The sequence below is a fragment of the Arthrobacter sp. CAN_A1 genome (assembly GCF_015751665.1).
GTDB lineage: Bacteria > Actinomycetota > Actinomycetes > Actinomycetales > Micrococcaceae > Arthrobacter_D.
Window position 1 is genome coordinate 520,133 of record NZ_JADOUR010000001.1, and the last position, 25,110, is coordinate 545,242.

The 25,110-nt window shown below is 65.7% G+C and carries 26 protein-coding genes; 11 read left to right on the forward strand and 15 right to left on the reverse strand.

Going from position 1 to position 25,110, the window contains the following annotated elements; all coding sequences use genetic code 11:
• Nucleotides 1-87 precede the first annotated feature (87 nt).
• Nucleotides 88-312, forward strand: coding sequence for a hypothetical protein (locus tag IWX62_RS02605; RefSeq protein ID WP_196839774.1), 225 nt, complete (start codon nucleotides 88-90; stop codon nucleotides 310-312).
• Here the strand turns inward: IWX62_RS02605 and IWX62_RS02610 are convergent.
• The 6 genes from IWX62_RS02610 to IWX62_RS02635 all read right to left on the reverse strand — a co-directional run bounded on the left by IWX62_RS02610 (nucleotide 243) and on the right by IWX62_RS02635 (nucleotide 6,083).
• Nucleotides 243-995: a hypothetical protein gene (locus IWX62_RS02610; RefSeq protein ID WP_196839775.1), complete on the reverse strand. Its 753-nt coding sequence runs from the start codon at nucleotides 993-995 to the stop codon at nucleotides 243-245. The genes IWX62_RS02605 and IWX62_RS02610 overlap by 70 nt on opposite strands.
• 116 nt (nucleotides 996-1,111) lie before the next feature.
• Nucleotides 1,112-2,743 carry a ribonuclease J gene (locus IWX62_RS02615; RefSeq protein ID WP_196839863.1) on the reverse strand — a complete coding sequence of 544 codons (1,632 nt, stop codon included), beginning with the start codon at nucleotides 2,741-2,743 and terminating at the stop codon, nucleotides 1,112-1,114.
• A gap of 56 nt (nucleotides 2,744-2,799) precedes the next feature.
• Nucleotides 2,800-3,027, reverse strand: a complete 228-nt coding sequence (locus IWX62_RS02620; protein ID WP_196839776.1) for a hypothetical protein — start codon at nucleotides 3,025-3,027, stop codon at nucleotides 2,800-2,802.
• A gap of 38 nt (nucleotides 3,028-3,065) precedes the next feature.
• Entirely contained in the window at nucleotides 3,066-3,557 is a 492-nt protein-coding gene (locus tag IWX62_RS02625) for a heme-degrading domain-containing protein (protein WP_196839777.1), read from the reverse strand.
• A gap of 72 nt (nucleotides 3,558-3,629) precedes the next feature.
• Nucleotides 3,630-5,474: an S-layer homology domain-containing protein gene (locus tag IWX62_RS02630; protein WP_333483154.1), complete on the reverse strand. Its 1,845-nt coding sequence runs from the start codon at nucleotides 5,472-5,474 to the stop codon at nucleotides 3,630-3,632.
• A gap of 276 nt (nucleotides 5,475-5,750) precedes the next feature.
• On the reverse strand, nucleotides 5,751-6,083 hold the full coding sequence (locus tag IWX62_RS02635; protein ID WP_196839779.1) for a hypothetical protein: 333 nt from the start codon (nucleotides 6,081-6,083) through the stop codon (nucleotides 5,751-5,753).
• A gap of 157 nt (nucleotides 6,084-6,240) precedes the next feature.
• On the opposite strand from IWX62_RS02635, the gene IWX62_RS02640 reads away from it, so the two are divergent.
• Nucleotides 6,241-7,170 carry an alpha/beta fold hydrolase gene (locus IWX62_RS02640; protein WP_196839780.1) on the forward strand — a complete coding sequence of 310 codons (930 nt, stop codon included), beginning with the start codon at nucleotides 6,241-6,243 and terminating at the stop codon, nucleotides 7,168-7,170.
• Between the two features lie 11 nt (nucleotides 7,171-7,181).
• Here the strand turns inward: IWX62_RS02640 and IWX62_RS02645 are convergent, their stop codons facing one another.
• The gene (locus IWX62_RS02645) at nucleotides 7,182-8,420 is read right to left on the reverse strand and encodes an alpha-hydroxy acid oxidase (protein WP_196839781.1); all 1,239 of its coding nucleotides are present in this window, start codon (nucleotides 8,418-8,420) and stop codon (nucleotides 7,182-7,184) included.
• A gap of 144 nt (nucleotides 8,421-8,564) precedes the next feature.
• Between IWX62_RS02645 and IWX62_RS02650 the strand changes: the two genes are divergently transcribed.
• Together IWX62_RS02650 and IWX62_RS02655 are read left to right on the forward strand one after the other, a co-directional pair.
• Nucleotides 8,565-9,263, forward strand: a complete 699-nt coding sequence (locus IWX62_RS02650) for a FadR/GntR family transcriptional regulator (RefSeq protein ID WP_196839782.1) — start codon at nucleotides 8,565-8,567, stop codon at nucleotides 9,261-9,263.
• A gap of 47 nt (nucleotides 9,264-9,310) precedes the next feature.
• Nucleotides 9,311-9,826: a mycothiol transferase gene (locus tag IWX62_RS02655; protein WP_196839783.1), complete on the forward strand. Its 516-nt coding sequence runs from the start codon at nucleotides 9,311-9,313 to the stop codon at nucleotides 9,824-9,826.
• 13 nt (nucleotides 9,827-9,839) lie between these two features.
• On the opposite strand, the gene IWX62_RS02660 is transcribed toward IWX62_RS02655, so the two are convergent.
• The 3 genes from IWX62_RS02660 to IWX62_RS02670 all read right to left on the reverse strand — a co-directional run bounded on the left by IWX62_RS02660 (nucleotide 9,840) and on the right by IWX62_RS02670 (nucleotide 11,544).
• A complete protein-coding gene (locus IWX62_RS02660; protein ID WP_196839784.1) occupies nucleotides 9,840-10,484 on the reverse strand; it encodes an alpha-ketoglutarate-dependent dioxygenase AlkB family protein in 645 nt (214 codons plus the stop codon).
• A 38-nt stretch (nucleotides 10,485-10,522) separates the two neighbouring features.
• Nucleotides 10,523-10,771, reverse strand: a complete 249-nt coding sequence (locus tag IWX62_RS02665; protein ID WP_196839786.1) for a hypothetical protein — start codon at nucleotides 10,769-10,771, stop codon at nucleotides 10,523-10,525.
• Nucleotides 10,772-10,875: 104 nt separating this feature from the next.
• A complete protein-coding gene (locus IWX62_RS02670) occupies nucleotides 10,876-11,544 on the reverse strand; it encodes a phosphoribosyltransferase (RefSeq protein ID WP_196839787.1) in 669 nt (222 codons plus the stop codon).
• Between the two features lie 179 nt (nucleotides 11,545-11,723).
• Between IWX62_RS02670 and IWX62_RS02675 the strand changes: the two genes are divergently transcribed.
• A complete protein-coding gene (locus tag IWX62_RS02675) occupies nucleotides 11,724-12,875 on the forward strand; it encodes a baeRF2 domain-containing protein (RefSeq protein ID WP_196839788.1) in 1,152 nt (383 codons plus the stop codon).
• Here the strand turns inward: IWX62_RS02675 and IWX62_RS02680 are convergent.
• Nucleotides 12,872-13,675 carry a phosphatase PAP2 family protein gene (locus IWX62_RS02680; protein WP_196839789.1) on the reverse strand — a complete coding sequence of 268 codons (804 nt, stop codon included), beginning with the start codon at nucleotides 13,673-13,675 and terminating at the stop codon, nucleotides 12,872-12,874. The genes IWX62_RS02675 and IWX62_RS02680 overlap by 4 nt on opposite strands.
• 39 nt (nucleotides 13,676-13,714) lie before the next feature.
• Between IWX62_RS02680 and IWX62_RS02685 the strand changes: the two genes are divergently transcribed.
• The 3 genes from IWX62_RS02685 to IWX62_RS02695 all read left to right on the forward strand — a co-directional run bounded on the left by IWX62_RS02685 (nucleotide 13,715) and on the right by IWX62_RS02695 (nucleotide 16,528).
• Entirely contained in the window at nucleotides 13,715-14,380 is a 666-nt protein-coding gene (locus tag IWX62_RS02685; protein WP_333483155.1) for a pyridoxine/pyridoxamine 5'-phosphate oxidase, read from the forward strand.
• 123 nt (nucleotides 14,381-14,503) lie between these two features.
• Nucleotides 14,504-15,640, forward strand: coding sequence for a glycosyltransferase family 4 protein (locus IWX62_RS02690; RefSeq protein ID WP_196839791.1), 1,137 nt, complete (start codon nucleotides 14,504-14,506; stop codon nucleotides 15,638-15,640).
• Nucleotides 15,641-15,694: 54 nt separating this feature from the next.
• On the forward strand, nucleotides 15,695-16,528 hold the full coding sequence (locus IWX62_RS02695; RefSeq protein ID WP_196839793.1) for an SGNH/GDSL hydrolase family protein: 834 nt from the start codon (nucleotides 15,695-15,697) through the stop codon (nucleotides 16,526-16,528).
• Between the two features lie 3 nt (nucleotides 16,529-16,531).
• Here the strand turns inward: IWX62_RS02695 and IWX62_RS02700 are convergent, their stop codons facing one another.
• Entirely contained in the window at nucleotides 16,532-17,911 is a 1,380-nt protein-coding gene (locus IWX62_RS02700; protein WP_196839795.1) for a short-chain fatty acid transporter, read from the reverse strand.
• A gap of 152 nt (nucleotides 17,912-18,063) precedes the next feature.
• Here IWX62_RS02700 and IWX62_RS02705 point away from each other — a divergent pair, with 152 nt between their 5' ends.
• Complete coding sequence (locus tag IWX62_RS02705) at nucleotides 18,064-19,020, forward strand: ribose-phosphate diphosphokinase (RefSeq protein WP_196839865.1); 957 nt, start codon at nucleotides 18,064-18,066, stop codon at nucleotides 19,018-19,020.
• A 58-nt stretch (nucleotides 19,021-19,078) separates the two neighbouring features.
• Here IWX62_RS02705 and IWX62_RS02710 read toward each other — a convergent pair whose 3' ends face one another.
• The gene (locus tag IWX62_RS02710) at nucleotides 19,079-19,819 is read right to left on the reverse strand and encodes a maleylpyruvate isomerase family mycothiol-dependent enzyme (RefSeq protein ID WP_196839796.1); all 741 of its coding nucleotides are present in this window, start codon (nucleotides 19,817-19,819) and stop codon (nucleotides 19,079-19,081) included.
• A 94-nt stretch (nucleotides 19,820-19,913) separates the two neighbouring features.
• On the opposite strand from IWX62_RS02710, the gene IWX62_RS02715 reads away from it, so the two are divergent.
• A complete protein-coding gene (locus IWX62_RS02715; protein WP_196839797.1) occupies nucleotides 19,914-20,462 on the forward strand; it encodes an acyl-CoA thioesterase in 549 nt (182 codons plus the stop codon).
• Between the two features lie 49 nt (nucleotides 20,463-20,511).
• On the opposite strand, the gene IWX62_RS02720 is transcribed toward IWX62_RS02715, so the two are convergent.
• A complete protein-coding gene (locus IWX62_RS02720; protein WP_196839798.1) occupies nucleotides 20,512-22,488 on the reverse strand; it encodes an acyl-CoA dehydrogenase family protein in 1,977 nt (658 codons plus the stop codon).
• 80 nt (nucleotides 22,489-22,568) lie between these two features.
• On the reverse strand, nucleotides 22,569-22,853 hold the full coding sequence (locus IWX62_RS02725) for an acylphosphatase (protein WP_196839799.1): 285 nt from the start codon (nucleotides 22,851-22,853) through the stop codon (nucleotides 22,569-22,571).
• A gap of 46 nt (nucleotides 22,854-22,899) precedes the next feature.
• Here IWX62_RS02725 and malQ point away from each other — a divergent pair, with 46 nt between their 5' ends.
• Nucleotides 22,900-25,053, forward strand: a complete 2,154-nt coding sequence (malQ, locus tag IWX62_RS02730; protein WP_196839800.1) for a 4-alpha-glucanotransferase — start codon at nucleotides 22,900-22,902, stop codon at nucleotides 25,051-25,053.
• Nucleotides 25,054-25,110: the final 57 nt, after the last annotated feature.

A 25,110-nucleotide genomic window follows, 5' to 3' on the forward strand; every position in this document is an offset into this window, starting at 1 on the left:
ACGGGCCCAAGGAGAATCTGCGCATCGCGCCCTGATTGCGCTTAGAGCTGGCTTTTCGGCCCGTGGGAAAAGTGCCACACTTCCCGTATGGAAATCGAGCAATGGTGGTCAAAACTGCAGCAGGCGACGCGTGACTGGCTGATCGCGAACAACGGTGACTTGGTGCCAGTTCCCATCGTCGACGAGATCAGGCAGGTGGGTGGCCCCGACCTGAGAGGTGTCAGCGGGGCGGGACAACCCGGTTATTTCTCTGATGAAGTGATCGACTGGGTCGAAGCAGTCGGCAACGATGAAGCACCTGGATCTCCCTGAGATGAGGCTTTCCCGCGTTCGACGAAGGCCACCTTGTATCGCCAAGCACCCCAGGCAGCAAGGCCCAGGGAGATAACCAGGCAAAGCAGCTGCCAGAACCAACCCTCGGCGGGCCAGAAGACCCAGGCGATGGTAAACAAGTAGCCCGCACCCAGAATGCTGGCGGCGAGATACAGTTTCACCCCTGGCTTCCACCCTGCCCAGTAGGCGCGGATAAGGAAGTCGGAAACAGGAGTCGATCGGACAGGTTGCAGCGACATCGCCACCCCGCCCGGGCTTGGTCCGCCCATCACATCAGTCTCGTTGGTTGAGTAGCTCAGCTTCTCGCCCGCGTAGTTGCCGTTCAGCGCGCGTGCAATGAACATCACACTCAACGCCGCCATCGCCCCAGTTGCCACCAACAGAAACGCGAAAATACCGCCCCAGAGGAGCGGCAGTAAGAGCAGGACGACGATAGCTGCCAGGCCTTCCGATGGATCCGCCAACGCGTTGGCCACGCCCCTGCTATCCCGCAGCGGTCCCATGTCGGCAAACGCGAGCGGGAAAGCGACCAGTGACATCCCGATCACAACGAGGAAAAGCACCAGCCAGATAAGTGCACACAGTGCATACCCAAAGGGCCGGGCCAGGAGCAGGAAAGAGCTCGGCGCGGATTGGTTTCGTGTTTTCAGGCTGCCCGCCATGCTCCCCATCAATCTGGCGGGCGGCTGCCCCCCACCCTAATAGAAGCATGGAAAGAGAAAACCCCCGGTACGCCGACACAGTTATCGGTCGTCCCGGGGGTGCCAGGCACGTCCGGTTAGGCGTCGACGACGATCGCCGTGACCACTGGTGTCCGGTTGTAGAACCGGCGCATCCAGGAGGCGGTGGCCCGCTCGATGACGTCCTCTGGATCGTTGTTGCCGCCGTTGCGTCCGCCGCCCGGGTTGGCCAGCGACTTCTCGATGGCGTCGGACGCCTTGTCGAGGTCATCCTGACTGCATTCGAATCCCTTGGTGAAGAACTCGAGAGGCTCGGCCACTTCGCCGGTCTTGGCATCGATGATGGCCAGAACCGTCACCGCGCCCTCCTCCGCGAGCCTGCGCCGTTCCTCCAGCGTGTCCTCGGTGGTGTGTCCTACGCTGTCGCCGTCGACGAAGACCAGTCCGGCAGCAATCTTGCCGGAAACGGTGGCCTTGCCATTGACCAGGTCAATGGTGGTGCCGTCTTCCGCGAGGATCACGTTCTTTGGGTCAACGCCGGTGGCGACGGCGATGGCCTCGTTGGCCTTCAGGTGACGCCACTCGCCGTGCACCGGCATGACGTTGCGGGGCTTGACGATGTTGTAGCAGTAGGCCAGCTCGCCGGCACTGGCGTGACCCGAGACGTGAACCTTCGCGTTGCCCTTGTGGACCACATTGGCTCCCAGCTGGGTGAGGGAATTGATGACGCCGTAGATGGCGTTCTCGTTGCCGGGAATCAGCGAACTCGCCAACAGGACCGTGTCACCCTCGCCGATGCGGATGGCGTGGTCGCCTCCGGCCATGCGGGACAGTGCGGCCAGAGGCTCACCCTGCGAGCCAGTGCAGATGAGGACCACCTTGTGATCGTCGGACTGCTGCAGCTTCTTGAAGTCCACCAGGATACCGCGGGGGATGGTCAGGTAGCCCAGTTCGCGGGCGATGGTCATATTGCGGACCATCGAGCGGCCCACGAAGGCCACCTTGCGGTGGTGCCGGTGCGCGGTGTCGATGACCTGCTGGATCCGGTGGATGTGGCTGGCGAAGCTGGACACGATGATGCGGCGGGGCGCGGTGCGGAACACCGTGTCGATCGCCGGGAGGAGGTCCTTCTCGGACGTGGTGAACCCCGGGACGTCGGCGTTCGTGGAGTCGGTCAGGAACAGGTCGACGCCCTCGGTGCCGAGCCGGGCGAAGCCGACGAGGTCGGTGATCCGACGGTCCAGCGGGAACTGATCCATCTTGAAGTCACCCGTGTGGAGGACCATTCCGGCGCTGGTGCGAATGGCGACGGCCAGGCTGTCGGGGATGGAGTGGTTGACGGCCAGGAACTCAAGGTCGAAGGGACCCATCGGCTTCCGGGCGCCCTCTTCGACCTGGATGGTCTTGGGGTTGATGCGATGTTCCTTGAGCTTTGCCTTGATGAACGCGAGAGTCAGGCGGGACCCGATCAGGGGGATATCAGCCCGTTCCCTCAACAGGTAGGGGACGCCGCCGATATGGTCTTCGTGGCCGTGGGTCAGGACGACGCCGACGATGTCCTGCAGGCGGTCCCGGATCGCCGAGAAGTCGGGGAGGATGAGGTTGACGCCGGGGTGGACTTCCTCGGGGAAGAGCACGCCGCAGTCGACGATCAGCAGTTTGCCGTTGAACTCGAACACGGTCATGTTGCGACCGATCTCGCCGAGCCCACCGAGTGCGACGATGCGCATGCTGCCCTTTGCCAAGGCCGGTGGAGCGTTCAGGGTGGTCTTGTTATTCACAGTATTTACTCGTTTTCAATTGATATGTGCGAGCTGCGGGTTGCCGCAGGGTGGCCGTGACCGGCCGAAATCTTGTGCCTTGTTTCGGCGTCGGCAGCCATGCCGGTCACCGGGTAGCGGGAGGCATCCGCTACTGCGCAATAGGTGTCCCCCGGGGATGACTGCGGAGAGTGCCGCGGTGTCATCGGGCAGGCGTTGACATGGCCTGCCGCAATGGTGAGGGAGAAGTCCACTTATTTACCTTACTGGAAGGTCAGCAACCCTGCCGTATTCAGGCGTCGAGATGACCTCGGAGCGCCTCCACCACCAGATCGTGGTCGTCCCGCTGGGGGAGACCCGAGACGGTCACGGTGGCCACCGGCCCCACACCCCGCACGTAGAGCGGGAAGGATCCACCGTGTGCAGCGAAGACTGTGGTGTCGAACAGCGGGTTGTCCTCCATCGGAGTCCCACTCAGCTGGGCGCGGAGACCAACGAGGTACGACGGCTCCTGGTATCGGGCCGCGGTGCGGGCCTTCGCTGCCGCCCACAGGTCATTGTCGGGGGTTGCGCCGGGCAGGGCCACATGGAACAGCACCTGGTTGGCCCGGCTGATGTCGATGGCGATCGGCAATCCCCGGTCGGCGCCGAGGGTGACCAGGCGCTGGCCGAGGGACAGCGAGTCGTGCAGCGTGAAACCAGGGAACTGCAGCTCGGCCATTTCGAGCTCGATCCGGGTGATGAGTTCGGACACCCGGGTGTCGGCCTGCTTCGCGGAATCCATTACCCCAACTTACTCTCCGAGGGAGGCCAAAGACCTGTCTCCCTCGGAGAGTAAGACCTGTTGCGGTTCGGGCTAGAGCCGGCAGCCGCCAAGACTGCGCTGGACGCCGTCGACCCGGTACACGAATGCGGCCATCGCTTCGCGGGTGATGTTGTCCAGTGGACGGAAGGTTCTGTCGCTCCATCCGGTGGATACGCCGGTCTGCTTCATCCAGGCGATTTCCTTATAGAACTCGGTGCCCCGTGGGACATCGCTGAACGGTGCCGTTGAGGGAGCGGTAAATCCTGCGGCTCCGCCCAGGTTGCAGGCGTCAGCCGTGTAGCGGAACATGAAGGCCGCCATCGCATCGCGGCTGATGGGCTGCAGTGGACGGTACGAACCATCGCCCCAGCCAGTGGACAGGCCCATGGCGGACATCCACGCGATTTCCTTGTAGTACAGGCTGGTGATCGGGACGTCCCGGAACGGGCTCCGCGCCGGCGCCTTGAAGGCGGGGCTCCCCGCATGCCGGTAGATGAAGGCTGCCATGGCGTCGCGGTTCATGGTGGCGGCGGGGCGGTAGGTGCCGTCCGACCAGCCGGTGGCGAGGCCCTTGGTGTGGAGCCACTCGATTTCGCCCTGGAAGCCCGACGTTGAGATGTCGGTGAACGGCCCGCCGACATCGATGGTGACGGTCGCGGCGCTCGTGGACAGTGAGTTGATGGTGACTTTGGTGCCGGCATGGGTGGTGAACGTCCTGCCTGCCTTCCATGCGTGGTTCTGTGCGTAGTAGCCGGCGAAGGGTTTGGTGGAGGGCATCAGGACCAGCGAAGCATTCGGGGCGGCGCCGCCGAGTTGAACGATTTTCACCCCGAAGTTTCCATTGACGGCCAGGGCCTTGTCGTAGCCCACCGGTGCCCGCAACTCGAGGTAATAGACTTCCTTGCTCTTCGGATCGGTAAATTTGACCGCCCGGTTGGATGCAGTGCCAGCCCAGGGTTTCAGGGTGTAGGTCTTGCGGCCCGAGGCGACGCCCACGTTGCGGATCTCGTCCCCGCGACCGAACTTGCCGTAGTCCCAGAAGCTGGAGCTGATGACGGGTGTCTGGAACCACTGGGCCGAGCCCATCAGGTCCATGGTGTCGGCATACTCACGGATGTAGCAGCCGGAACCCGAGAAGGAAGGAATATCGCTTTGGCCGTTGGTGCACTGCAGCGCATCGGCGTGCATCAATCCGAGGACGTGTCCGAATTCATGGGTCACCACGTTGGTGGTGAAGTTGCTCATCTGCGGCATCAGAATCCGACCGCTGGTGCCGTTGCTGCTCCAGCCGTACCCGAGGATGCCCCCCTGGAGTGCGGTGGGGATGAAGACGACCAGAGCGGTGTAAGGACTGTAGGTCCACCGGAGTTCGTTGGTGACCTGGTTCATGATGTCGTTGTAGGACCAGGTGGAGCGCGCCTTGGATTTGTGTTCAGCAACCTGGGAGGTGACCGACATGGAGAGCCGGTTGTTCGACATTGATTTCCAATAGTTGCTTGACACATTCACCGAGTTGACGGCATTGGCCATGGACACCGTGCTCGCACTGTCAGCGAGCTTCACGGTGACCAGTTTGACCTTGATGGTGCCTTGCCGCTGGGCGGGCACCACATTCGCCGGAACGTCCATGGGCTGCGCGGTTGCTGCGCCTTCACGCTGAAGGCCAAGCGGCTGCCCGTTGGTTTCAAAGTCGTAGCCGGGTTCGTAGGTGTGGACAGAACGCGGAGCGCCATCAGCAGGCTCGGCGATGTCCTTGCTGTCCGGGATGGCCGACGTCGGGGTGGCCGGCTCAACGACCGCCGTGCCTTCGGGGGCAAGTGATGCTTCCGGCGCTGGCTCGACGAGAGCTGATTCGGCAGGAGCGACGGGCGCGGCTGTGGCCGGCGCGGCGGTCATGGCGGGAAGGGTCGATGCCAAGAGGATCAGGCCGGTTAAGGCCGCAGCGGATCGCCTGAAGACGCGCATATGTTTTCCTAACTCAACCGGGGCGAGAGACTTGACCGCTTTGCTGCAGATCCCGGGAGGTCTTACACAAAACAGGTCCGGCGCAAACGAGCGCCGAACCTCTTTAGGTCACCCCAAAAGTATAGATTTGCGACCCCTACGGGAACCGCCCCAAATTGACAAAGGCTTTCCGAAATACGCGAAGGATTAGCGCAGGTTTTGCCTAACTCAGGACGCTTTGTCCGAGAACCACCAGTCGGACTCGTGTGCGGGCGGCATCGGTGCTGTGCGTTTGGTGCTGAGCTCGCTGACAAGGGTGGCGGGCGCGGACCGGGCGGTCGGGCGTCTGCGGGTGAGGAGCATCCGCGCGACGGCCAAAAGCAGAACAGGGATGGACACGAGGACTGCAACGGTGAGGGCGTACATGGCCAGCAGAGCGTGAACAGGCGAGCCGAACAGGCTGGCGATGAAAAAGCTGCTGCCCAGCCAGGCCCACAGCCAGAACAGGAGAACCGCGTAGACCAGCGCACGAGCACGCCGGTACTGCAACGGATAATTCATCCGCTGGTGCTCCATTCGCTTGATCCCCAGTAGTCATTGAAATCCCGCTCAAGGGGTCTCAAGATTGATCCTAGCCTCAAAGGAAGACACTTGAACGTTTTATCGTCGATAATGAAGCGTGGCCGGAAATAAAACTGAAAGAATTAGTGTCGACCGGGTGTATAGCGGGAAACTCTGGACCCGTGTCAGCTCCGTGGGGAGCACTGGGGAACGACCGTTTGTCCTGGTCTGCGGAATTGGCGTTTCCTCCCACTACTTCGAACAACTCGCACCCCACCTTGAGCAGTACGGCCCGGTGTATGCCCTTGACCTCCCCGGCTTTGGGGGAGTACCCCACAATCGCAGTGGGTTGTCGATGACCGAGTACGCCGACCTCCTAGGCGATGTCATTGACTCGCTTGACGCGCCGGACCCCGTGATTGTGGGGCACTCGATGGGCACCCAGGTGGTTGCCGATCTGGCATCGCGGCGCCCCGGACTGAGCACGATCGTGTTGATCAGCCCCGTGGTGGACTCTGAACGTCGGAAACTCGCCACGCAGGCTTGGCGGTTCGCGACGTCCAGTTGGCGGGAACCGTTCCGGGTGAAGGTCCTTGCCGTGACCGCCTATCTGTTCTGCGGGTTCAACTGGTTTTTCAGGGTACTCCCGAACATGTTGACCTACCGGATCGAGGACACAGCCGAGCGGATCCGGGCGGACACGCTCCTGATCCGGGGGCAGCACGACGCCGTGTGCCCGCCGGAGTGGATTGCCACCCTCTCCTCCCGGCTTCCAACGTCGAGCGCGTTTGAGGTTGAAGGCGCCGCCCATTCTGTGATGCATGCCCATGCCCGGGAGGTGGCGCGGCTCTGCGTCGACCACGCCGACCGGGGATCAGCGGCGCACGACGACGACGCCGTCACCCGCGTTGCAGAGCTCCCCGACGAGGGGGTGGAAGTAGCGCCACTGCAGGCGGTGGACATCCTCTCCGAAGAGCTCAAAGGGGTGGCCACCGAGGTGGCAGGAAGCGCCAAGGGCAGTGACGATCTCGTGGAAGAAGGCAGAAACCGTCAGGCTGACGCCCGCCGGGCGCTCAGGGGAGACTAGCGCGGCGTCCCTCAGGAACCTTGGAGCAGCCGGACGTGGTCAGGGTTGAGGTCCTCCACCTTGTTGACGCCGAGCAGCTGCATGGTCCGTGCGGTCTCCTTGCTGAGGATCTCGATCGACCGATCCACGCCAGCCCGTCCCCCAGCCATCAGTCCGTACAGGTAGGCGCGCCCGATCAGGGTGAAGTCGGCGCCGAGCGCCAGGGCGGCCACAATGTCGCCGCCGCTCATGATGCCGGTGTCCAACATGATGCTGGTCTTGCCCTTCAATGCGGCAGCGACGTCGGGCACCAAATGCAGGGGAATCGGGGCGCGGTCCAGTTGGCGGCCGCCGTGGTTGGACAACACGAGGCCATCCACGCCGTGGTCGACAGCCTTCTTGGCGTCGTCGACGGTCTGGATCCCCTTGACCACCAGGTTTCCCTTCCAGACGTCACGCAGCCAGTCGAGGTCCTCGTAGGTGAGGGTGGGGTCGAACATCGAGTTGATCAGGTCCGCCACGGTGCCTGAGTAGCGGGAGAGCGAGGCGAAAGCCAGCGGCTCATGCGTGAGGAAGTTGAACCACCAAGCCGGCCGGTAGGACGCATCCAGCACCGTCTTCACTGTGAGAGCCGGCGGAATGGTGAGCCCGTTGCGTACATCCCGGAGCCGTGACCCGGCAACCGCCGTATCAACGGTGACCATCAAGGTGTCGTTGCCTGCCTTGGCCGCGCGATCGATCAGCTCCATTGACCGGTCGCGGTCGGTCCACAGGTACAGCTGGAACCAATTGCAGCCATCAGGCGCCGCCGCCGCCACATCCTCGATGGAGGCGGTGCCCATGGTGGAAAGGGTATAGGGGATTCCCGCGGCCTCAGCTGCCTGGGAGCCGGCGTACTCACCTTCCGACTGCATCATGCGGGTGAAACCGGTGGGGGCAATACCGAAGGGCTGGGCCGACCGCTGACCCAGCACCGACACCGACGTGTCCACCGTCTCAACGTTGCGGAGGATTCCCGGCCGGAACTCAAGATCGAGGAAGGCACCCCGCGCCCGGCGCAGGGTGATTTCCGCCTCGGCGGCTCCATCCGTGTAGTCGAAGGGGGCGGTGGGGGTCCGCCGCTTGGCGATATCCCGCAAATCCCAGATGGTGCTGGCCCGCTTCAGCCGGGCGGCGGAGCCCAGCTCCGGCTTCCGGAACTGCATCAGCGGTGCCAGGTCGCTGACCTTCGGGATGCGTCGTTTAAGTGCTGGGGGAATCTGGGAAGGCATGCTGTCCTCGCTTCGCTCCGGGTGTGGTAGGACCACACGACTTTTGGTGGACTCTACCGTCCAGTGGACCGGCCGCGCAAGCATTTCCCTCTTCTGTCACCGTTGCCCCTCGCCTGTGGTCGGACCACTGGCTAGCATGGGGACATGCGTAACCATGAGCTCGTACTGTCCTGGATCGAGGCTGAGCTGGCGGCTGGCCGGCTCGCCGTCGGCCAGCGGCTCCCAGGCGAGCGGGCAGTGGCCGAACAGCTGAACGTCTCACGCGCCTCGGCCCGGGAGGGTATCCGCGTTCTCGAGGCGATGGGCGTAGTGCGGGCGGGAGTGGGATCCGGGCCGGGGGCCGGCACCGTCATCACCGCCAATCCGGCCGTCGCCCTCGGCTCTGCCCTCCGCTTCCATGTGGCGAGCTCGCATCTTCCCGTGGAGGACATTGTCCAGACCCGGCTGCTCCTGGAAACCTGGGCCGCCGGCCAGGCGAGGGCGGGTGCGCCTTCCATCGCCACCGCCGCAGCACTCCTCGACCACATGGACGCCCCCGGTCTGGCCACCGAAGAGTTCCTGCGCCTCGACGCGCTGTTCCATGTGGCCCTCGCCGAAGCTGCTGGCAATGTCCTCATCGGCGCCATGATGTCCTCACTGCGCGGATCAATCGAGTCGTATACCCTCCGGCTCACCAGCAGCCTCCCCAGTTGGACCACCACGGCGGATCGTCTCCGCTCGGAACACCGGGCCATCTATCAGGCGATCTTGGCGCGCGACGACGACGACGCCTCGCCGGGGCTGACTGCCTCGACGCTGATTGCCGAACATATTGAGGGCTTTTACCGAGAGGCCGGCCTGTAAATGGGTAGGCGGAACCCGTGTGATCTATTGAAGGGGAGACTGGAAAGATGAGCTCAATCGACATTCTGGAGGAGGCTTTTGGCCGGATCCCGGACGCTGTCCGCCGTGCGGTGAAGGACCTCGACGCGGATCAACTGGCCTTTCGGCCGACGCTTCCCGGCGGCCTGCGCGGGAACTCGGTGGCGTGGCTGATCTGGCATCTGGCGCGGGTCCAGGATAACCACCTGGCCGACGCTGCCAAGGTTCCGGAACTCTGGACCAGCAGGGGGTGGTCCGAGCGGTTCAACCTGAACCTCGACGGCTCTGACACCGGGTATGGGCACACCTCAGCCCAGGTGGATGAGGTACGCACCGGCTCGGCACAGCTGCTGGTGGACTACTACGATGCCGTTCACGCCCGCACCATGGGCTACCTGGCCGGTCTCGGTGAGGCCGATCTGAACCGGATTGTTGACATCTCCTGGAACCCACCGGTCACCCTCGGGGTCCGTCTGGTCAGCGTCATCGAGGACTGCTATCAGCACGCGGGCCAGGCCTCCTACGTGCGGGGGATGATGGTCTAGACTCCGCGCCGATTCACGCTAGGCCGGTCTCCCGGAGGGTGATGTTCAGGCGTCCCTTGAGGCCAAGAGCCGGGTCAGCGGTCCCCGGATGGGTTTTCAGTACCCCGTGGTACGCGAACCGGGATGCCCCGCCGAACACGAAGAGGTCCCCTGACTCGAGCTCAAGGTCGGTCCAGGGCTTGTTTCGGGTCTCGGTGTTGCCGAACCGGAAGACGCACGAGTCGCCGATGCTCAGGGAAACGACTGGTGCGGGTGACCGCTCGTCCTTGTCCTGGTGCATGCCCATCGACGCGGCGTCGTCGTAGAAGTTAATGAGGGCGGCGTCGGGCGCGTAGCGATCCGGGGCGCCATAGGCTGCTGTCACCGCATCGCGGCCCATCTCGGCCAGCCACTCAGGGAAGTCAGCTACCTGGCCGCCGCCGGCGTCGTCGGCAGTCCTGGTGTAACGGTACGGCTGCCAGTGCCAGCCCAGGCAGACGGTCTTGACCGACATCTGCGAGCCGTTCGGCATGCGCGCCGCCCGCATTGGTACAGGACCTGCTGCCCAGCCGCGGCACGCCTCCACCAACTCCCGCTGTTGGTCCAGGGTGAGCCAGCCGGAGAGGTGGACGGCGCCGGGTGCCGGGTCGGTACGCTCCCGGGGCAAGAGAGAATCCATGCCCCCTATTGTGGCCGATTCAGGTGAGAAAGGTGGGTTCAGGTGGTCCAGAACGTGAAGTCGTCCTGACTGAGTGCGAGGCGGGCGTCCACTGCCTCGTCGCGCATCCAGACGGTGCCGAGGCCGGGAGCGGTCTCCTCAACCTGCCCGCGGTACAGCACTTCGCTGTGCAGCCGCGCTTCGATGCGGTCGCCGCGCTTGAGGGAGCGCAGGCTGCGAATGCGGCTCCCGCTACCGGGGGTGGGGTCGGTCCGGCAGGGTTCGGCGTTGAGGCTGGCTGTGGGCATGGTGGTCCTCCAGGAAAGTGATGGATCGGTGGGCGCGCCAGCGACTGCCAGCTATCTAGTTATGTCAACTGCGTCAGGGGTCCGTTCTATTCCGGGCTCTGCGGTCACGCCGCGAGCAGCCGGCGTACCTCATCATCGGGCACCGGTTCGAAATGCCGGTAGGCCTGCCCCACCGAGCCGAGCGTGGGGGTGTCCCAGAGCCAGACTGCCCGATCGGCCACCGCCTGAACGCGGGGCAAGGACTGACCCAGGAAAACCGGCGCGGCAACGATCAACTCCGCCGGATGGAGGGGCCGGACCGCCTCGATTGCCGCGCGGAGGGTGGCCCCGGTGGCCACGCCGTCGTCGACCAGCACCACCGTCCGTCCCGCGACTTCCACCGGTGGCCTCCCCTGCCGGAACAGCACGTCCCGGCGTCCCAGTTCGATTCGTTCCCGCGCGGCTGCGGCCCGGAAGGTAGCCTCGCCGTCACCCGTCAGCCCCGCAATCACCCGTCCGTTGCGCACCGTGCTGAGGCTCCCGCCGATGGTGGCGACAGCGCCCATGGCCAGCTCCCCCCATCCGGGCACCCCCACTTTGCGGACCAGGACGACGTCGAGTGGGCATCCCAACGACAGCGCAATCTCGGCGGCAACCGGCACCCCGCCGCGGGGGAGACCAAGGACCAGCAGGCTGGGGGAACCCGCCAGACCGAGCAGGTCACGGGCGAGCTGGCGGCCGGCGTCCTGCCGATCGTCGAACCTGCGGGGTGCAACCGATTTGCTGCGCATCATCTGGGTCTGTTCATCCGAGGCGAAGAGTGGTAAACCGAATGTAACCCTACATTTCCGGTCAGTTCAAAGTCGATCACCGGAGGAACCAGGAGGCCCGCCATGTGTAAGCGGGGCACCACAGAACGGTCAATCAGGGCGCCGCGGCACAACCGCCGTGAGCGGGATCCAGGCGGTGCGGGATGATCAGCGCACTGCATTCCTACAGCCAGCTGTACAAGCGGCCTGGTCCCTGGTGCACCATCTACACCGACGCCAGCACAGGAGTGGGAGACTCCCTCCACGCCGACGACGCGCGACCTGACGCCATCACGGCCGCGCTGCACCGGGCCGGGGCGGACAAGACCGATCTCACGGCGGTCAGCGCCGCGCTGACTCGATCCGCGAAGGGCCTGCCGGATCCGGTGGCGCGGTTTCTTCTGGTCAATGACGGTGAGGTCCACGTCGACGAGTTCCTGCCCGGGCGGCTGGTGATGGCGGAGGTGCTCGACGTCGGGCCCGTCCCGAATCTGGTTCCGCTTATCCGGCACCGACCCGAGGAGTTCGCCTATGTGGTGGCCGAGGTGGGCCGTGACGGCGGCGTCATCCACCTGCACCACGCCAATACCTCCGACGACGAAAGCACCGAGGTGGCAGGGTCCACCGAAAACCTGAAGAAAATCCCCGGCGGTGGGGCGTCGCAGGGCGGTTTTCAGCACCGGACCGAGAACATCTGGCGTGCCAACGCCGCAGAGATTGCTGGCGAGATTGACCGGGTGGTGCGCAGCAGCCGGGCCAGGCTGCTGATCGTTGCCGGGGATATCCGTGCCCGTAACCTGGTGGCCGAACAGCTGTCGGAGGCGAGCAAAACCCTGCTGTCTGTCATCGAGAGCCACACCCGCACCGACGGTGCTGATCGGGACGCCTTCGCCCGGCAGGTGGCATCCCGGGTGGCGGACTGCATCGCCAGTGAGCAGAAGCTTCTGCTGGAACGGCTGGACAATCGGCAGGGGAGGGAACATCCCGGGTCGGTGACCGGTCTCGGCGCCGTAGTGCACGCGCTGCAGCAGGCTCAGGTGGGCACCCTGCTGGTGGAACGGTCGGCCTGGGACGAGCAACGATTACTGGCTTTGGCGGCCGAACCGTGGCTGGCCGCATCGACGAGTGAGACGGCCGGTGTTCGGTTGATCGGAACCATTCCCGCGCCGTCGGCGCTGCTCCGCGCCGCGGCGCTTACTGACGCAGACGTCGTCCTGTTCCCGTCCGGAGCGCTCGACCCGCACCGGATAGCCGCGTTGCTGCGGTGGCCGACTGGCCCGACGGCGCCAGCCACCACCGCGCCGGCCCACGCCTAACCAGACGCCGGATCTTCCTGCGGTGTTGCGTGGCGACGGCCGACGATGGTGAGCCAGAGCCGGTGCGTGGTGATCACCAGCGCCAGCCATCCGAGGCCCAGCGTGGCGGCGACCACCACGTCCGTGACCCAATGGTGACCCAGGTAGACGCGGGTCGCCGCCATCAGGAAGGTGAACAGCAGTGCGCCGCCAATAATGAGGACGCGGGTGCGCTTGCGGTGCGCGCCCAGAACAAGCAGATAGGCGATGATGCCGCTGATCACCATGGCATTGAGCGTGTGCCCGCTGGGGAACGACGGCGAGGACTCGGACGGGGGGACAGCGAACTCGAGGGGCGGTCGGAGCCGGCCGACGGCATTCTTCCCGAGAACGGTCATCAGCAGCGAACCGGCCGCCGCGACTGCCACCAGGATGAGCGGGGTGACGGCCCGACGGCTAACACATAGGGCGGTGATCGCTGCCGCGGTCAGGATGGGCATCCCCAGTGGGCCGCCCAGGAAGGTGAATCCGGTAGCAAGCGCCACCAGCACCGGGTTGCGTAGTTGCACCGCAGCATCCAGTGCGGGCTGGTCCAGGACGGCGATACCGTCCGTTTCAGCGACCGCCTCATACACCTCGGCGGAGGCGACGGCGAGGGTCACGGCGACCCCCACGCCAAGGACCAGGATCAGCAGGAGGGCCCAGTGCGGTCCGATCCAGCCCGCCAGAACCCGGACACAGCGGACCAGGAACCGGCCCACCGGGGTGGTCCAGCGAGTGTAATTTCGTCCGCCCGTAAAACGGTCCTCGTGGGATGTCATTGATCGACCTTAGCGCGGCGTCGGGCCTACGCTGGTGGGATGAATGATCAACGATCGCTGCGGAACATCGTCAGTGGTGTGCCTGCCTTCCCCGACGCCCTGCCCCAGTTCGCCACCGACGCGGCGCCCGGCTCACCGATTGACCTTTTCCTTGACTGGTTGGCGGCCGCCGTCGATGCCAGGGTGGCCGCCCCGCATGCGGTCACCGTGTCCACAGTCGATGCCGACGGGGTCCCGGATGCCCGGGTGGTGATCCTGAAGGACGTTGACGACCGCGGGTTTTCCTTCGCTAGCAGCAGCGACAGTCCCAAGGGCCGCCAGTTGCAGGGATCTCCGGTGGCTGCGCTTACCGCGTTCTGGCCAACGGTGGGCCGCCAAATCCGGGTGCGGGGTGCCGTCCGCCCTGCCGGTGCGGAGGAAAACGACGCCGATTTCCGGCGTCGTCACCCGGTGGCCCGCGCCCTGGTGCTGGCCGGTCAGCAAAGCAGTGAGTTACGCAGCCGCACGGAACTGGATGACGCCGTCGAGGCCCGGGCGCAGGCTCTGGAGGGCGACGGGCCGACGCCCGGCTCCGCCACCTGGACTGTCTACACGGTGGTCCCGGACAGCGTTGAATTCTGGCAGGCCGACCAGGAACGACGCCACTTGCGGCTGAGGTATGTCAGGGAGGGGTCCGGCTGGTCCCGTGCCCTGCTCTGGCCCTAAAGGGTGCGGCGTGTTTGTCTAGCGCCAGCGCACCTGTGCGCGTCTCCAGGTGTTCACCGGGAGGTTGGATACTGGCCACCCGGAAGTCATCGCCAGCCAACCCGGGGGTGTCACGGTGGGGGTGTGAGGATCGTGATTGTTGCCGAAACATTCCTGCCCGCCGTGAACGGGGTAACCCATTCCGTCCAAAAAATGCTGGAGCATTTCGCGTCCAGCGGCGACGAGGTGCTGGTCATTGCTCCCTCTGGTGCCGGCGGAACCGAACCGGTGGGCGGAGAAAAAGTACGCATCCATCGGCTGCCCGCTGTCCCGCTGGCCGGGTACGGGAGTGTCCGGGTGGCGCTCGGCGGTGTGGCCCGGGTGCGCACCATCCTGGCAGGCTTCGCCCCCGACGTTATCCACCTGGCGTCGCCGTTCGAGCTGGGGTGGCGTGCCGTGCGGGCCGCTGAGCAACTCGGCATCCCGGTAGTAGCGGTCTACCAAACCGATGTCCCCGGGTATGCCGCCCGGTATGGGGTGCCGTTCCTCGCGAACTGGGCGTGGCAGCGGGTGGAAAACATCCACGACGGGGCGGACAGAACGCTCGCCCCCTCCACCTCGGCAGTGGACCAGCTCCGGGGGCACGGTATCCCCCGGGTCCACCTGTGGCGCAGAGGCGTTGATACCCGGCGGTTTCACCCCCGGCATCGTGACTACACCTTCCGGGCCGCGGTGGCGCCGGGTGGGGAGCGGCTGATCGGGTATGTGGGCCGGCTCGCCGCCGAGAAGCAGGTGGAAGACCTCCGGGTCCTGGCGGACATCGAGAACGCGCGGCTGGTGATCATCGGTGACGGGCCTTTACGCGGTGCGCTGGAAGAATCGCTCCCCACCGCAGTCTTCACCGGATTCCTCGGTGGCGCCGACCTGGCCACCGCAGTGGCCAGCCTCGACCTGTTTGTGCATCCCGGTGAACTGGAAACCTTCTGCCAGACCATCCAGGAGGCCATGGCGTCCGGCGTACCCGTGGTCGCGACCGGCCGGGGCGGGCCCGTTGACCTCGTCGATGTGTCACGCACCGGGTGGCTTTACCCGCCGGGTGACCTTGCCCAGCTGCGCCGTCACGTGGTGGACCTGATCGGCGACGACGCCAAACGGCAGGCCTTCGCCGACGCCGCTTTCGCCAGCGTCCAGGGCCGCACCTGGCCGGTGCTGTGCGAGTTGCTGGTGCAGCACTACGAAGAAGTGATTGAGGAACATGCGCTGCTTCGCCTGCGGAACTGAACCTGACGCTGTGACCTACCGCCTGGCCCGGGGCGGAGCGGTCGCCTGCCCGGCATGAGTGAGCGCAGCCCGCTGTACGTTGCGCTGGGCGATTCCTTCACCGAAGGGGTAGGGGATGCGAACAAGCACCTGCCCAACGGGGTTCGCGGGTGGGCCGACCGGGTGGCTGAAAGACTGGCCAAGGACCAGCCCGGGTGGGAATACGCCAACCTCGCGGTCCGCAGCAAACGACTGCGTCACATCGCCGCTGAGCAGCTGGGCCCGGCAGTGGCCCTGCGCCCCACCTTGATCACGCTGTACGCCGGGGGCAATGACATCCTTGACGCCGGCACGTCACTGCCTCACCTCCTGGGGGCCTACGAGGACCTGGTGGCTTCTCTCGCCGCCACCGGTGCCAGGCTGCTGCTGTTCACCGGGTACGACGTCAACGTCTCACCAGCCTTGCGGTTGCTCCGCAAGCGCCACCAGCTCTACAACGACGGCGTCCGCCGCGTCGCCAACCGGTACGGGGCTGAGCTGGTGGACTATTGGGGATTCGACGCGTACGAGGACCGCCGAATGTGGGGTCCGGACCGCCTCCACATGTCGAAGGCCGGCCACAAATACATGGCAGCCCGGGTGCTTGACCTCCTTGAAGTCCAGCACTCAGTGAAGCTCAAGGTCTGGGAGCCCGCGGCGCCGAGGACGTTCAGGGAGTGGGAGACCGCGCAGCGCCGGTGGATCCATGACTGGGTGCTGCCGTTGGCTGGCCGGAAGATCCGGCGGGTCACCCTGGGTGATAACCTCCAGCCCCGGTGGCCCACCCCCGTGGTGGTGCCACCGAAGGGCGGGCTCCGCCGGTTGGTGAAGGAGCAGGGCCTACCGGCGGTGGCCGATAGCTCCGGGTGACCGCTAGCCGGCTCCGACGATCAGTAGAATCCCGGCAAACACCACCCCGGAGACGATCAGGGTGACCATGGTGTACCCGAGGATGTCGCGCATCTTCAGACCGGCGATGGCCAGTAGTGGCAACGCCCAGAACGGCTGGATCATGTTGGTCCACTGATCACCGTACGAGACGGCCATGATCGCAATAGCGGGGTCCACGCCCAGCCGTTCGGCGGCGTCGAGCATGATCGGTGCCTGCACAGCGAACTGCCCCCCGCCGGAGGGGACGAAGAAGTTCACCAGCCCCGCGGACAGGAGCGCGAACAGCCCGAACGTCGTCGGGTTGGCAATGTTCACGAAGGCGTCGGAAACCACATTGATCAGGCCCGTCGTCGTCATCATGCCCATGATTCCGGCGTACAGGGGGAACTGGAGCAGGATCTCGCCGACGTTCGAGGCGGCGTTCTTGGTGAGCGCGATCAGTTCGAAGGGGCTCCGCACCAACAGGAAGAGCAGGGCGAGGAACGTCCAGTTGACGATGTCCAGCGTGGCGGTGCCGCCCTGCACATAGTGGACTACCAGGTAGGCGACGAGGGCCAACCCCACGACGGTGGTGAGGATACGGCTGGCGTCGATGCGGTCGGCGGGGGTGACGACGTCGTCGTCGAGGGTGACGTTGTCGGAGTGCCGGGCGTCGACCTGCAGTTCAATAATCCTGTCCCCAGCACGGGGGGACACGAGGGCCAGTGCGGCAGCGACCAGGATGATGGTGGCGATCGCGGCGGTGATGTTCCACCAGGAGAAGGTGGTCTCGGAGATCGGGACGGTTCGGCCGAGCTGCTCGGCGATGAAGGAGCCCTCGGTCGCGGCGGTCAACGGACCGGACCCCGAGTAGCCCATGTGCCACACCACAAACCCGGAGAATCCCGCCGCCACCAGCATGGGGAAGTGCAGGGCCATGCCGCGTTCGCGTGCCTGCGCGGCAACTTCCTTGGCGAGCAGGCCGCCGACGACGAGGCCGAGGCCCCAGGTGATCAGCGAGGCGGTCGCAGCGACCACGAACACAAAGACGTAGGCCTGCATGGGGCTCCGCGGGATGCCGCCGAGACGGGCGAGGAGTTTCCTGACTGGCCCGGTGTGGGCGAGCGCGTGCCCCAGCAGCAGGATGAGTGCCATCTGGGTCATGAAGGCGAGCAGCCCGGCCAGGCCGTCCCCCCACCCGGTGAGAACGTCCACTGGTCCGGCGTCGGTGAAGATCAGTGCAGCCCCGGCGACCACGAGGCTGAGGACGACGGCGAACACCAGTGCGCTGGGCAGGAAGCGTTCCACCACCGAGTTGATCGGACGCATGGCTGCTGACACCACCGACGTCTGCTGTTTTGAGGCGGGACCGGAGGTTGGCATGGGTGTGTGCTCCTGGAATAGACGTCATCGTCGGTTCGGAGGACCCCGATCCGGCATCCACGTTACTTCAAAGGGACCCGCGGGGACGCAATCTGTACCACAATGGGAGCACAATATGATCCCCACCAACTGCCGTGAAAGGTAAACCGTTGATCAAAGAGATCGCCGTTTTCAGTGGACAAGCAAGTGGAGGATTCGCCAAGGAAATCTGCGGGCATCTGGGTGTACCCCTGCTCCCCTCCCGGTTACAGCGCTTCGCCAACGACTGTCTGGAGGTGCAACTGCTTGAGAACTGTCGGGAACGTGACGTGTTCATCGTGCAGCCGCTGGTCAAGCCCGTCCAGGAGAACCTGATGGAGCTGCTGATGATGATCGATGCCGCCCGCGGGGCCTCAGCCGGCCGGATCACCGCGGTGATGCCGCACTATTCCTATGCCCGCTCCGACAAGAAGGACGCGCCGCGCATCTCCATCGGCGGCAAGCTGGTAGCCGACCTCCTGACCACCGCCGGAGCGTCGCGGGTCCTCACCATGACCCTGCACGCACCGCAGGTGCAGGCGTTCTTCGGGGTGCCAGTTGACCAGCTGCACGCGCTCCGCGAACTCGCCGCCCACTTCCAGGGCCTCGACCTGAGTAACACCATCGTGGTGTCCCCGGACCTCGGTAACGCGAAGGCCGCGACGGCGTTCTCCCGGCTGCTGGGTACCCCGGTGGCGGCGGGAGCAAAGGAACGCTTCGAGAATGACCGGGTGCAGATCACCTCGATCATCGGCGACGTCCGGGACAAGGACATTGTGGTGCTCGACGACGAAATCGCCAACGGCAGCACCGTGCTGGAACTCCTGGATCATCTGGCCAAAATGGGGGCACGGAAGGCGCGGGTAGTTTGCACCCACGGTATTTTCTCCAACGGGGCAGTGGAACGCATCGCCGAGCGCGACGACGTCATCGAGGTGCTGTGCACCAACACGGTCCCGATCGGCGCCGAGAAGGCCCACCCGAAGCTGAAGGTGATTTCCGTGGCCAACGCCTTCGCCGAAGCGATCCGCCGTATCCATACGGGCGAATCGGTGAGCGCCCTCTTCCAGTCGGAGGATATCAAGGTCTGACGCAGTCGGCCCTCCTGGCAGAACCCGGCGTAGCGGTCCTGGCCCCGACCCCGTCGCCTTAGGTGGCGGAGGCCAGACGCCGTCGCAATTCTTCTGCTGGGGCGCTGGGCCGCGCTCCCTCCGGCAGCGGGCCCCTGCCCCACAGCCAGAGCAGCAGTTCGGACGGTCGGCCACTGATCTGGGCGTCGGCCCGGTCACTGACCTGGCGCTCCAGGGTCACCACATCACGGGTGATGGCGAGCGTCCAGGCGAGTCCGGCACTGCGCAGGGTGACCGTGGCGCCGGTGGCGTCGTCGTCGGGTTTACTCCGGACGAGCATGACGGTGAGGATTTCGTCGATGCCGTCTGTGGCGAGATCCGGGTCGATCGGCGTGGCACTATCCAGTGCTGATTCGAGGTCATACCGGTGGATCGACGTCTCGTGGGCGAGCCGACGGATCCAGAAGCCCACACTTTGGTCATCCTTGACCCAGGTGAACGCCGGATCCTCCGGCGCGTGGGCGTCGAACTGCTCGGTCAGGCGTCCGTAGCACTGCTGCAGGGCGTGTACCGGTTGCAGGAGGGCAAGCTCGGCTGGCGGCCACGTGCCGGTCGGTTTGGCGCCGGTGCGGATGGACTCGGCTTTGTGCAGATAGACCATCGCCGTGTGGCGAAGCAGATCCTCGACGGTCCAGCCGGGGCAGGCGGGCACCTCAGCGTCAAGCGAGGATGGGGCCAGCTCGACCATCCGGGAGTGGTCGCGGGCCAGACGTTCACGATACTGGTCGAAGGTCAGGGCGTACGGATATGGGGCTGTCATCACCCGAGTTTAGGCACATCCGTTCGGGAACGCTGGGTGCCCGGTGGTCGGGCCGGCTTGCCTCCCGGATGTTACTCGTCGGTAATATAGGTGCATGCACCTTCTCTTTCGGACCCTGCTGACCCTGTTCCTGTCCCGGCGGCGTCCGGCGCTGAGCATTTGGGGCGAATCGTCCCTTCCGCTCCGGGTGCTGCCCACGGACATTGACATCGCGATGCATGTCAATAACGGCATGTACTTTTCGCTCATGGACCTTGGGCGGTTCGACCTGATGATCCGCAGCGGTACCTGGTCCATGATGCGCCGTCGGGGGTGGAGCCCGGTGGCCAACGGCGAGACGATCAGTTTCCGCAAATCCCTCACGCTCGGACAGCGTTACTCCATTGAGACCCGCATCATCGGGTTTGACGAGCGGGCCATCTACTTCGAGCAGCGCATGGTCAGCAACGGCGAAATCTACGCCAAGGCCGTCATCGCCACCCGGCTGGTTTCCCGCAAGGGGCCGGTCAGCAACGAGGATATTTTCGCCGCGCTCGGCCAACCGCCTGCTGACCTGGTCCTGCCGGAGTGGATCCACGAATGGCGGCTCAACAACTCCCTCCCCAGCACCCGTCGCCCCGCCCCTCACGTCTGGGTCCGCTAACCCGTCTGGGGCCCGCTAACCCGTCGGCGGGCCCGGCAGGACCCCGGGGTCAGCGGTAGTTCCGGTGCTGGTTGTCCCGGGTGGAGGGCCCGCTCGGAGGCGGGGCGATCCACGGTCCGGTCCCCTCGGACGGGTCAAGGATTCCCGCCTCCAGCCAGGTGTACCGGCCGTCGAGGAGACGCTGCGACAGGGCCCGATCGGAGGAGTCCGTGTTGCTCCATAACGCGGTGAACAGCTGATCGATTCTCCCCCGTGACTGCAGGCAGAAGGCCTCGGCCAGTTCGTAGGCGGCGGGGCCGGCGGCAGGATCCGTGGTTCTCAGCATTTCGGCCCGGCTGCAGACCGCCGCCATCGCAAAAAGTTCAGCCCCGATATCCACAATCCGGCCCAGGAACACCTGCTTGTACTCGAGGTTCGCCTGCCACCGCCCCATCCCCAGGAAAGTATTGCGGGCCAGCCGCCGGGAGGACCGCTCGATGAACCGCAGATGCCGGGCCAGCCGACCAAACTCGCTGTACGCCGAAGGGTTCAGGCCCTGACCAGCCACCAGCTTCGGCAACCAGCGGGCGTAAAACCCGCTCGCCCCGAGTGCGGCCTTGGCCTTGGCTGCAAGGTCGGCGTCCGACGACGCCAGGTCGCCCGCCGCCGATAGGTGCGCGTCCACTGCCTCCCGGGCAATGAGGAGGTGCATGATCTCGGTGGACCCTTCAAAGATCCGGTTGATCCGCAGGTCACGCAGCAGTTGCTCGGCGGCAACGGCCCGCTCGCCCCGGGCGGCAAGCGAGGCGGCGGTCTCGTAGCCACGCCCGCCCCGGACCTGCACCAGTTCGTCAGCCACCCGGCATGCCATTTCGCTGGACCAGAGCTTCGCCAGGGCCGCCTCGATGCGGACGTCCTTCTGGCCGCTGTCGGCCAGCCCCGCAGACAGTTCAAACACGGCTTCGAGGGCAAAGGCGGTGGCCCCGATGAACGCGATTTTCTGCCCCACAGCTTCGTGATGGCCTACCGGGTGACCCCACTGAACCCGTGCATTGGACCATTCGCGGGAGATCTTCAGCGACCATTTACCGGCCGCGGCGCAGATAGCGGGGATGGACAACCGGCCGGTATTCAGCGTGGTCAGGGCAATCTTCAGGCCTTGCCCCTCGCGGCCCAGACGGTTGGCCGCCGGCACCCTGACGTTGTCGAACCGTGTCACGCCGTTCTCGATGCCCCGCAGCCCCATGAACGTATTCCGGTTCTCCACCGTGATACCGGCGGAATCGGCCTCGACCACGAACGCCGAGATGCCGCCCTTACCGCCCGCATGGGCAGGCACCCGGGCCATCACCACCACGAGTTCGGCGATCACCCCATTGGTGGTCCAGAGCTTGCTGCCGTTGATGATGTAGGTGGCGCCGTCGTCGGCCCGCGTCGCGGTCACCCCCATCCGCGCTGGATCCGATCCGACGTCGGCCTCTGTGAGGAGGAACGCGGTGACCGCGCCCGCCGCGCACCGGGGGAGGTACTGCTGTTTCTGCTCCGGGGTGCCGAAGACTTTAACCGGCTCGGGGACGCCGATGGACTGGTGCGCCGAGATGAGGGCACCGATGCTGGGATGCACCGAGCTCAGGAGCATCAGAGCCCGGCCATAGTAGGTGAGGGACAGTCCAAGGCCGCCGTATTCCTTGGGGATTTTCATGCCGAACACGCCGAGGGCAGCGAACCCGCTGAGGTATTCGTCGGGGATCCGCGCGTCGCGTTCAATTCTGCTGCCGTCAAGGGTGGCGGCGTAGGCCGTCAGGTCCTTGATGAACGCGTCGCCCTCCTGCTGCGCCGCTGCCAGGGGGCGCGGGTGCGGATGGACCAGCCCCAGGTCGAAACTGCCCAAATACAGTCCTTTGGCGAAACTGGGGCGCGTCCACTCGGTTTCGCGGGCCGCCTCCGCCACCTCGCGGGCCGCTCGCTGAGTGACCGGTGGGCCGTCTCCCGGGAGGGTCGGTGCTGGACGGGTTTCTTCGGACTGTGACTGCGGTTCGGCGCTCATGGCTGTCCCCTTGCAACATGGGCCCGCCGCGGGTCGGAGACCCTGATGAAACTGTGCCCTTATGCTACTCCCCGGCCGGTTTATCCGGTTCTGAAGTCCCGGAATTCTCCAGTGGGCTTTCCATAGGAGGCGTCGACGTCGTCCACCCGCCCCGGGGCAGCAGCGGAGGTGAGCCACTGCGCCAAGGCCCGGACGGCACGGTCAGCACCCTCGGCAATGATCAGCACCGACCCATCAGCCTCGTTCGAGGCGATGCCCGTCAGCGCCAACCCGCGGGCCCGTTCGCGGGTGTAATAGCGGAACCCGACGCCCTGGACGGTCCCGGTAACCGTTGCCGTGAGCCGTGCCTGCGGCTGTTCATCCATGAGCCCATCGTAGCGAAGCACTCCTGGACCCAATAGGTTTGTGGGTATGCCAGAAACAGAAACACCGCGACCACCAGAGCCTGAGCTGCTGCTCCGCCTCGCCGAAGCCCACCAGGTGGGCACCGCATTCCGCGGCTGGGACGGCCAGGAGAAGAGTGTCAGCTCGCGGACGCTGACTAAGGTGCTTACCGCCCTGGGGGTGGCCTGCGCGTCGGAAGCCGACGCTGCCCGGTCGTTGCACGACGCCGAGACCGCGGCGTGGCGGCGGACGCTGCCGCCCGTGGTCGTGGGGCGGGAGACGGTTGCCCAGGACGTCCCCATCACCATGCCTGCCGGGAGTCGCCCCCGGATCAGGCTTGAGTTGGAGGACGGCGGGCGTCGTGACCTTGAGATTGAGGGGTCGCCGGTGGAACGCTCGGAAATTGACGGTGTACCGCTCGAACGCCTGCACCTCACCCTTCCCGTTGACCTCCCCCTCGGCTGGCACACGCTGCACGCCGGACTGCCTGACGGCGACGACGTCCAGTGCACGCTCGTCATCACTCCGCAGCGGTTGGATACCACAGCACGGCTGAGCCGGACGTGGGGACTCATGGCGCAGCTGTACTCGGTGCGGTCCGCCGACTCGTGGGGCATCGGGGACATCGCGGACCTGGGCAGCCTCGCCGAATTCTCGGCCAGCCGGGGCGCCGGATTTGTCCTCATCAACCCGCTGCACGCAGCCGAGCCCACCCCGCCGGTGGAACCGTCACCCTACCTGCCGTCGACCCGGCGGTTCTTTAACCCGCTCTACCTTCGGGTGGAAAACGTGCCAGAGTACGCGGGCCTCCCCGAAACCGAGCGTGCCGCCGTGGAGCAGGACGCCGCCACCCTGCGGGCGGCCAACCACCACGCTGACATCCTGGACCGCGACAGCAGCTACGCCGCGAAGCTCAGAGCGTTGGAAGCCATCCACCGGGTGCCCCTGAGCGAAGACCGGCAACGCGGCTTCGACGAGTTCTGCCGCCAGGAAGGGGACGGTCTGCGGAACTTCGCCCTCTGGTGTGCGCTCGCCGAAACCCTCGCGCCGGGCGTCCCCGAGTGGGAAGACCCCTCCTACCTTGACGCGCAGCGCGCCAAACTGGCGGACCGGATCGGATTCCACCTCTGGCTGCAGTGGCTCTGCGACGAACAACTCGCCGCAGCCCAACAGGCTGTGCTGGACGCCGGGATGAGCATCGGGATCATCCACGACCTGGCCGTCGGCGTCCACGCCCACGGCTCCGACGCGTGGTCGCTCCGCAGTGTCCTGGCTGAGGGGATCAGCGTCGGTGCGCCCCCGGACATGTTCAACCAGCAGGGTCAGAACTGGAGCCAGCCGCCGTGGCATCCGGGGCGGCTCGCCGAATCCGGGTATGTGGCCTACCGCGACATGCTCCGCACCGTCCTCAAACACGCCGGCGGGATCAGGGTGGACCACATCCTGGGCCTGTTCCGGCTCTGGTGGATCCCCGTGGACGGCGGGTCCGGCGACGGCACCTACGTCTACTACGACCATGAGGCCCTGATCGGGATCCTGGCCCTCGAGGCGCAGCGGGCTGGCGCCGTCGTCATTGGCGAGGATCTCGGCGTGTTCGAGCCGGGGGTGCAGGACTACCTCGCCGAACGCGGCATCCTGGGCACCTCCATCCTGTGGTTCGAGCACGACGACGGCGGCCCCAAACGTCCCGAAAGCTACCGCCAGGCATGCCTGACCAGCGTCACCACCCACGACCTGCCGCCATCCGCCGGCTATCTGGCGGGCGAGCACGTTGACCTGCGGGAGTCTCTCGGGCTGCTCAACCGTCCAGCGGAGGAGGAGCGTGCAGCCGACACGGCGGGTCAGGAATCGGTGCTGTCTCTGGTCCGGTCGGTGACCGGGTCAACAGTGGCGGGAACCCCCGACAGTGCCGAGGCGGCCACGACCGCTGAGACGGCCGACAGCGTAGAGACGACTGTCGAGGCCCTCCACGAGTTCATCGTGAGGACCCCATCGGTGTTGCTCGGTGTCGCGTTGACCGATGCGGTGGGGGAGCGGCGCACCCAGAACCAGCCGGGCACCAAGGACGAGTATCCCAACTGGCGGATCCCGCTGGCCGGGCCGGATGGCCAGGCAGTGCTGATCGGGGACCTGCAGGGCAACGAGCGATTTGCCGCACTGACCCGGGTGCTGAACGCCTGAATCCCGTTTGACGTCGAGTTTCTAGCGGGTGATGCCCACCGGGGTCCTATCCTGTAC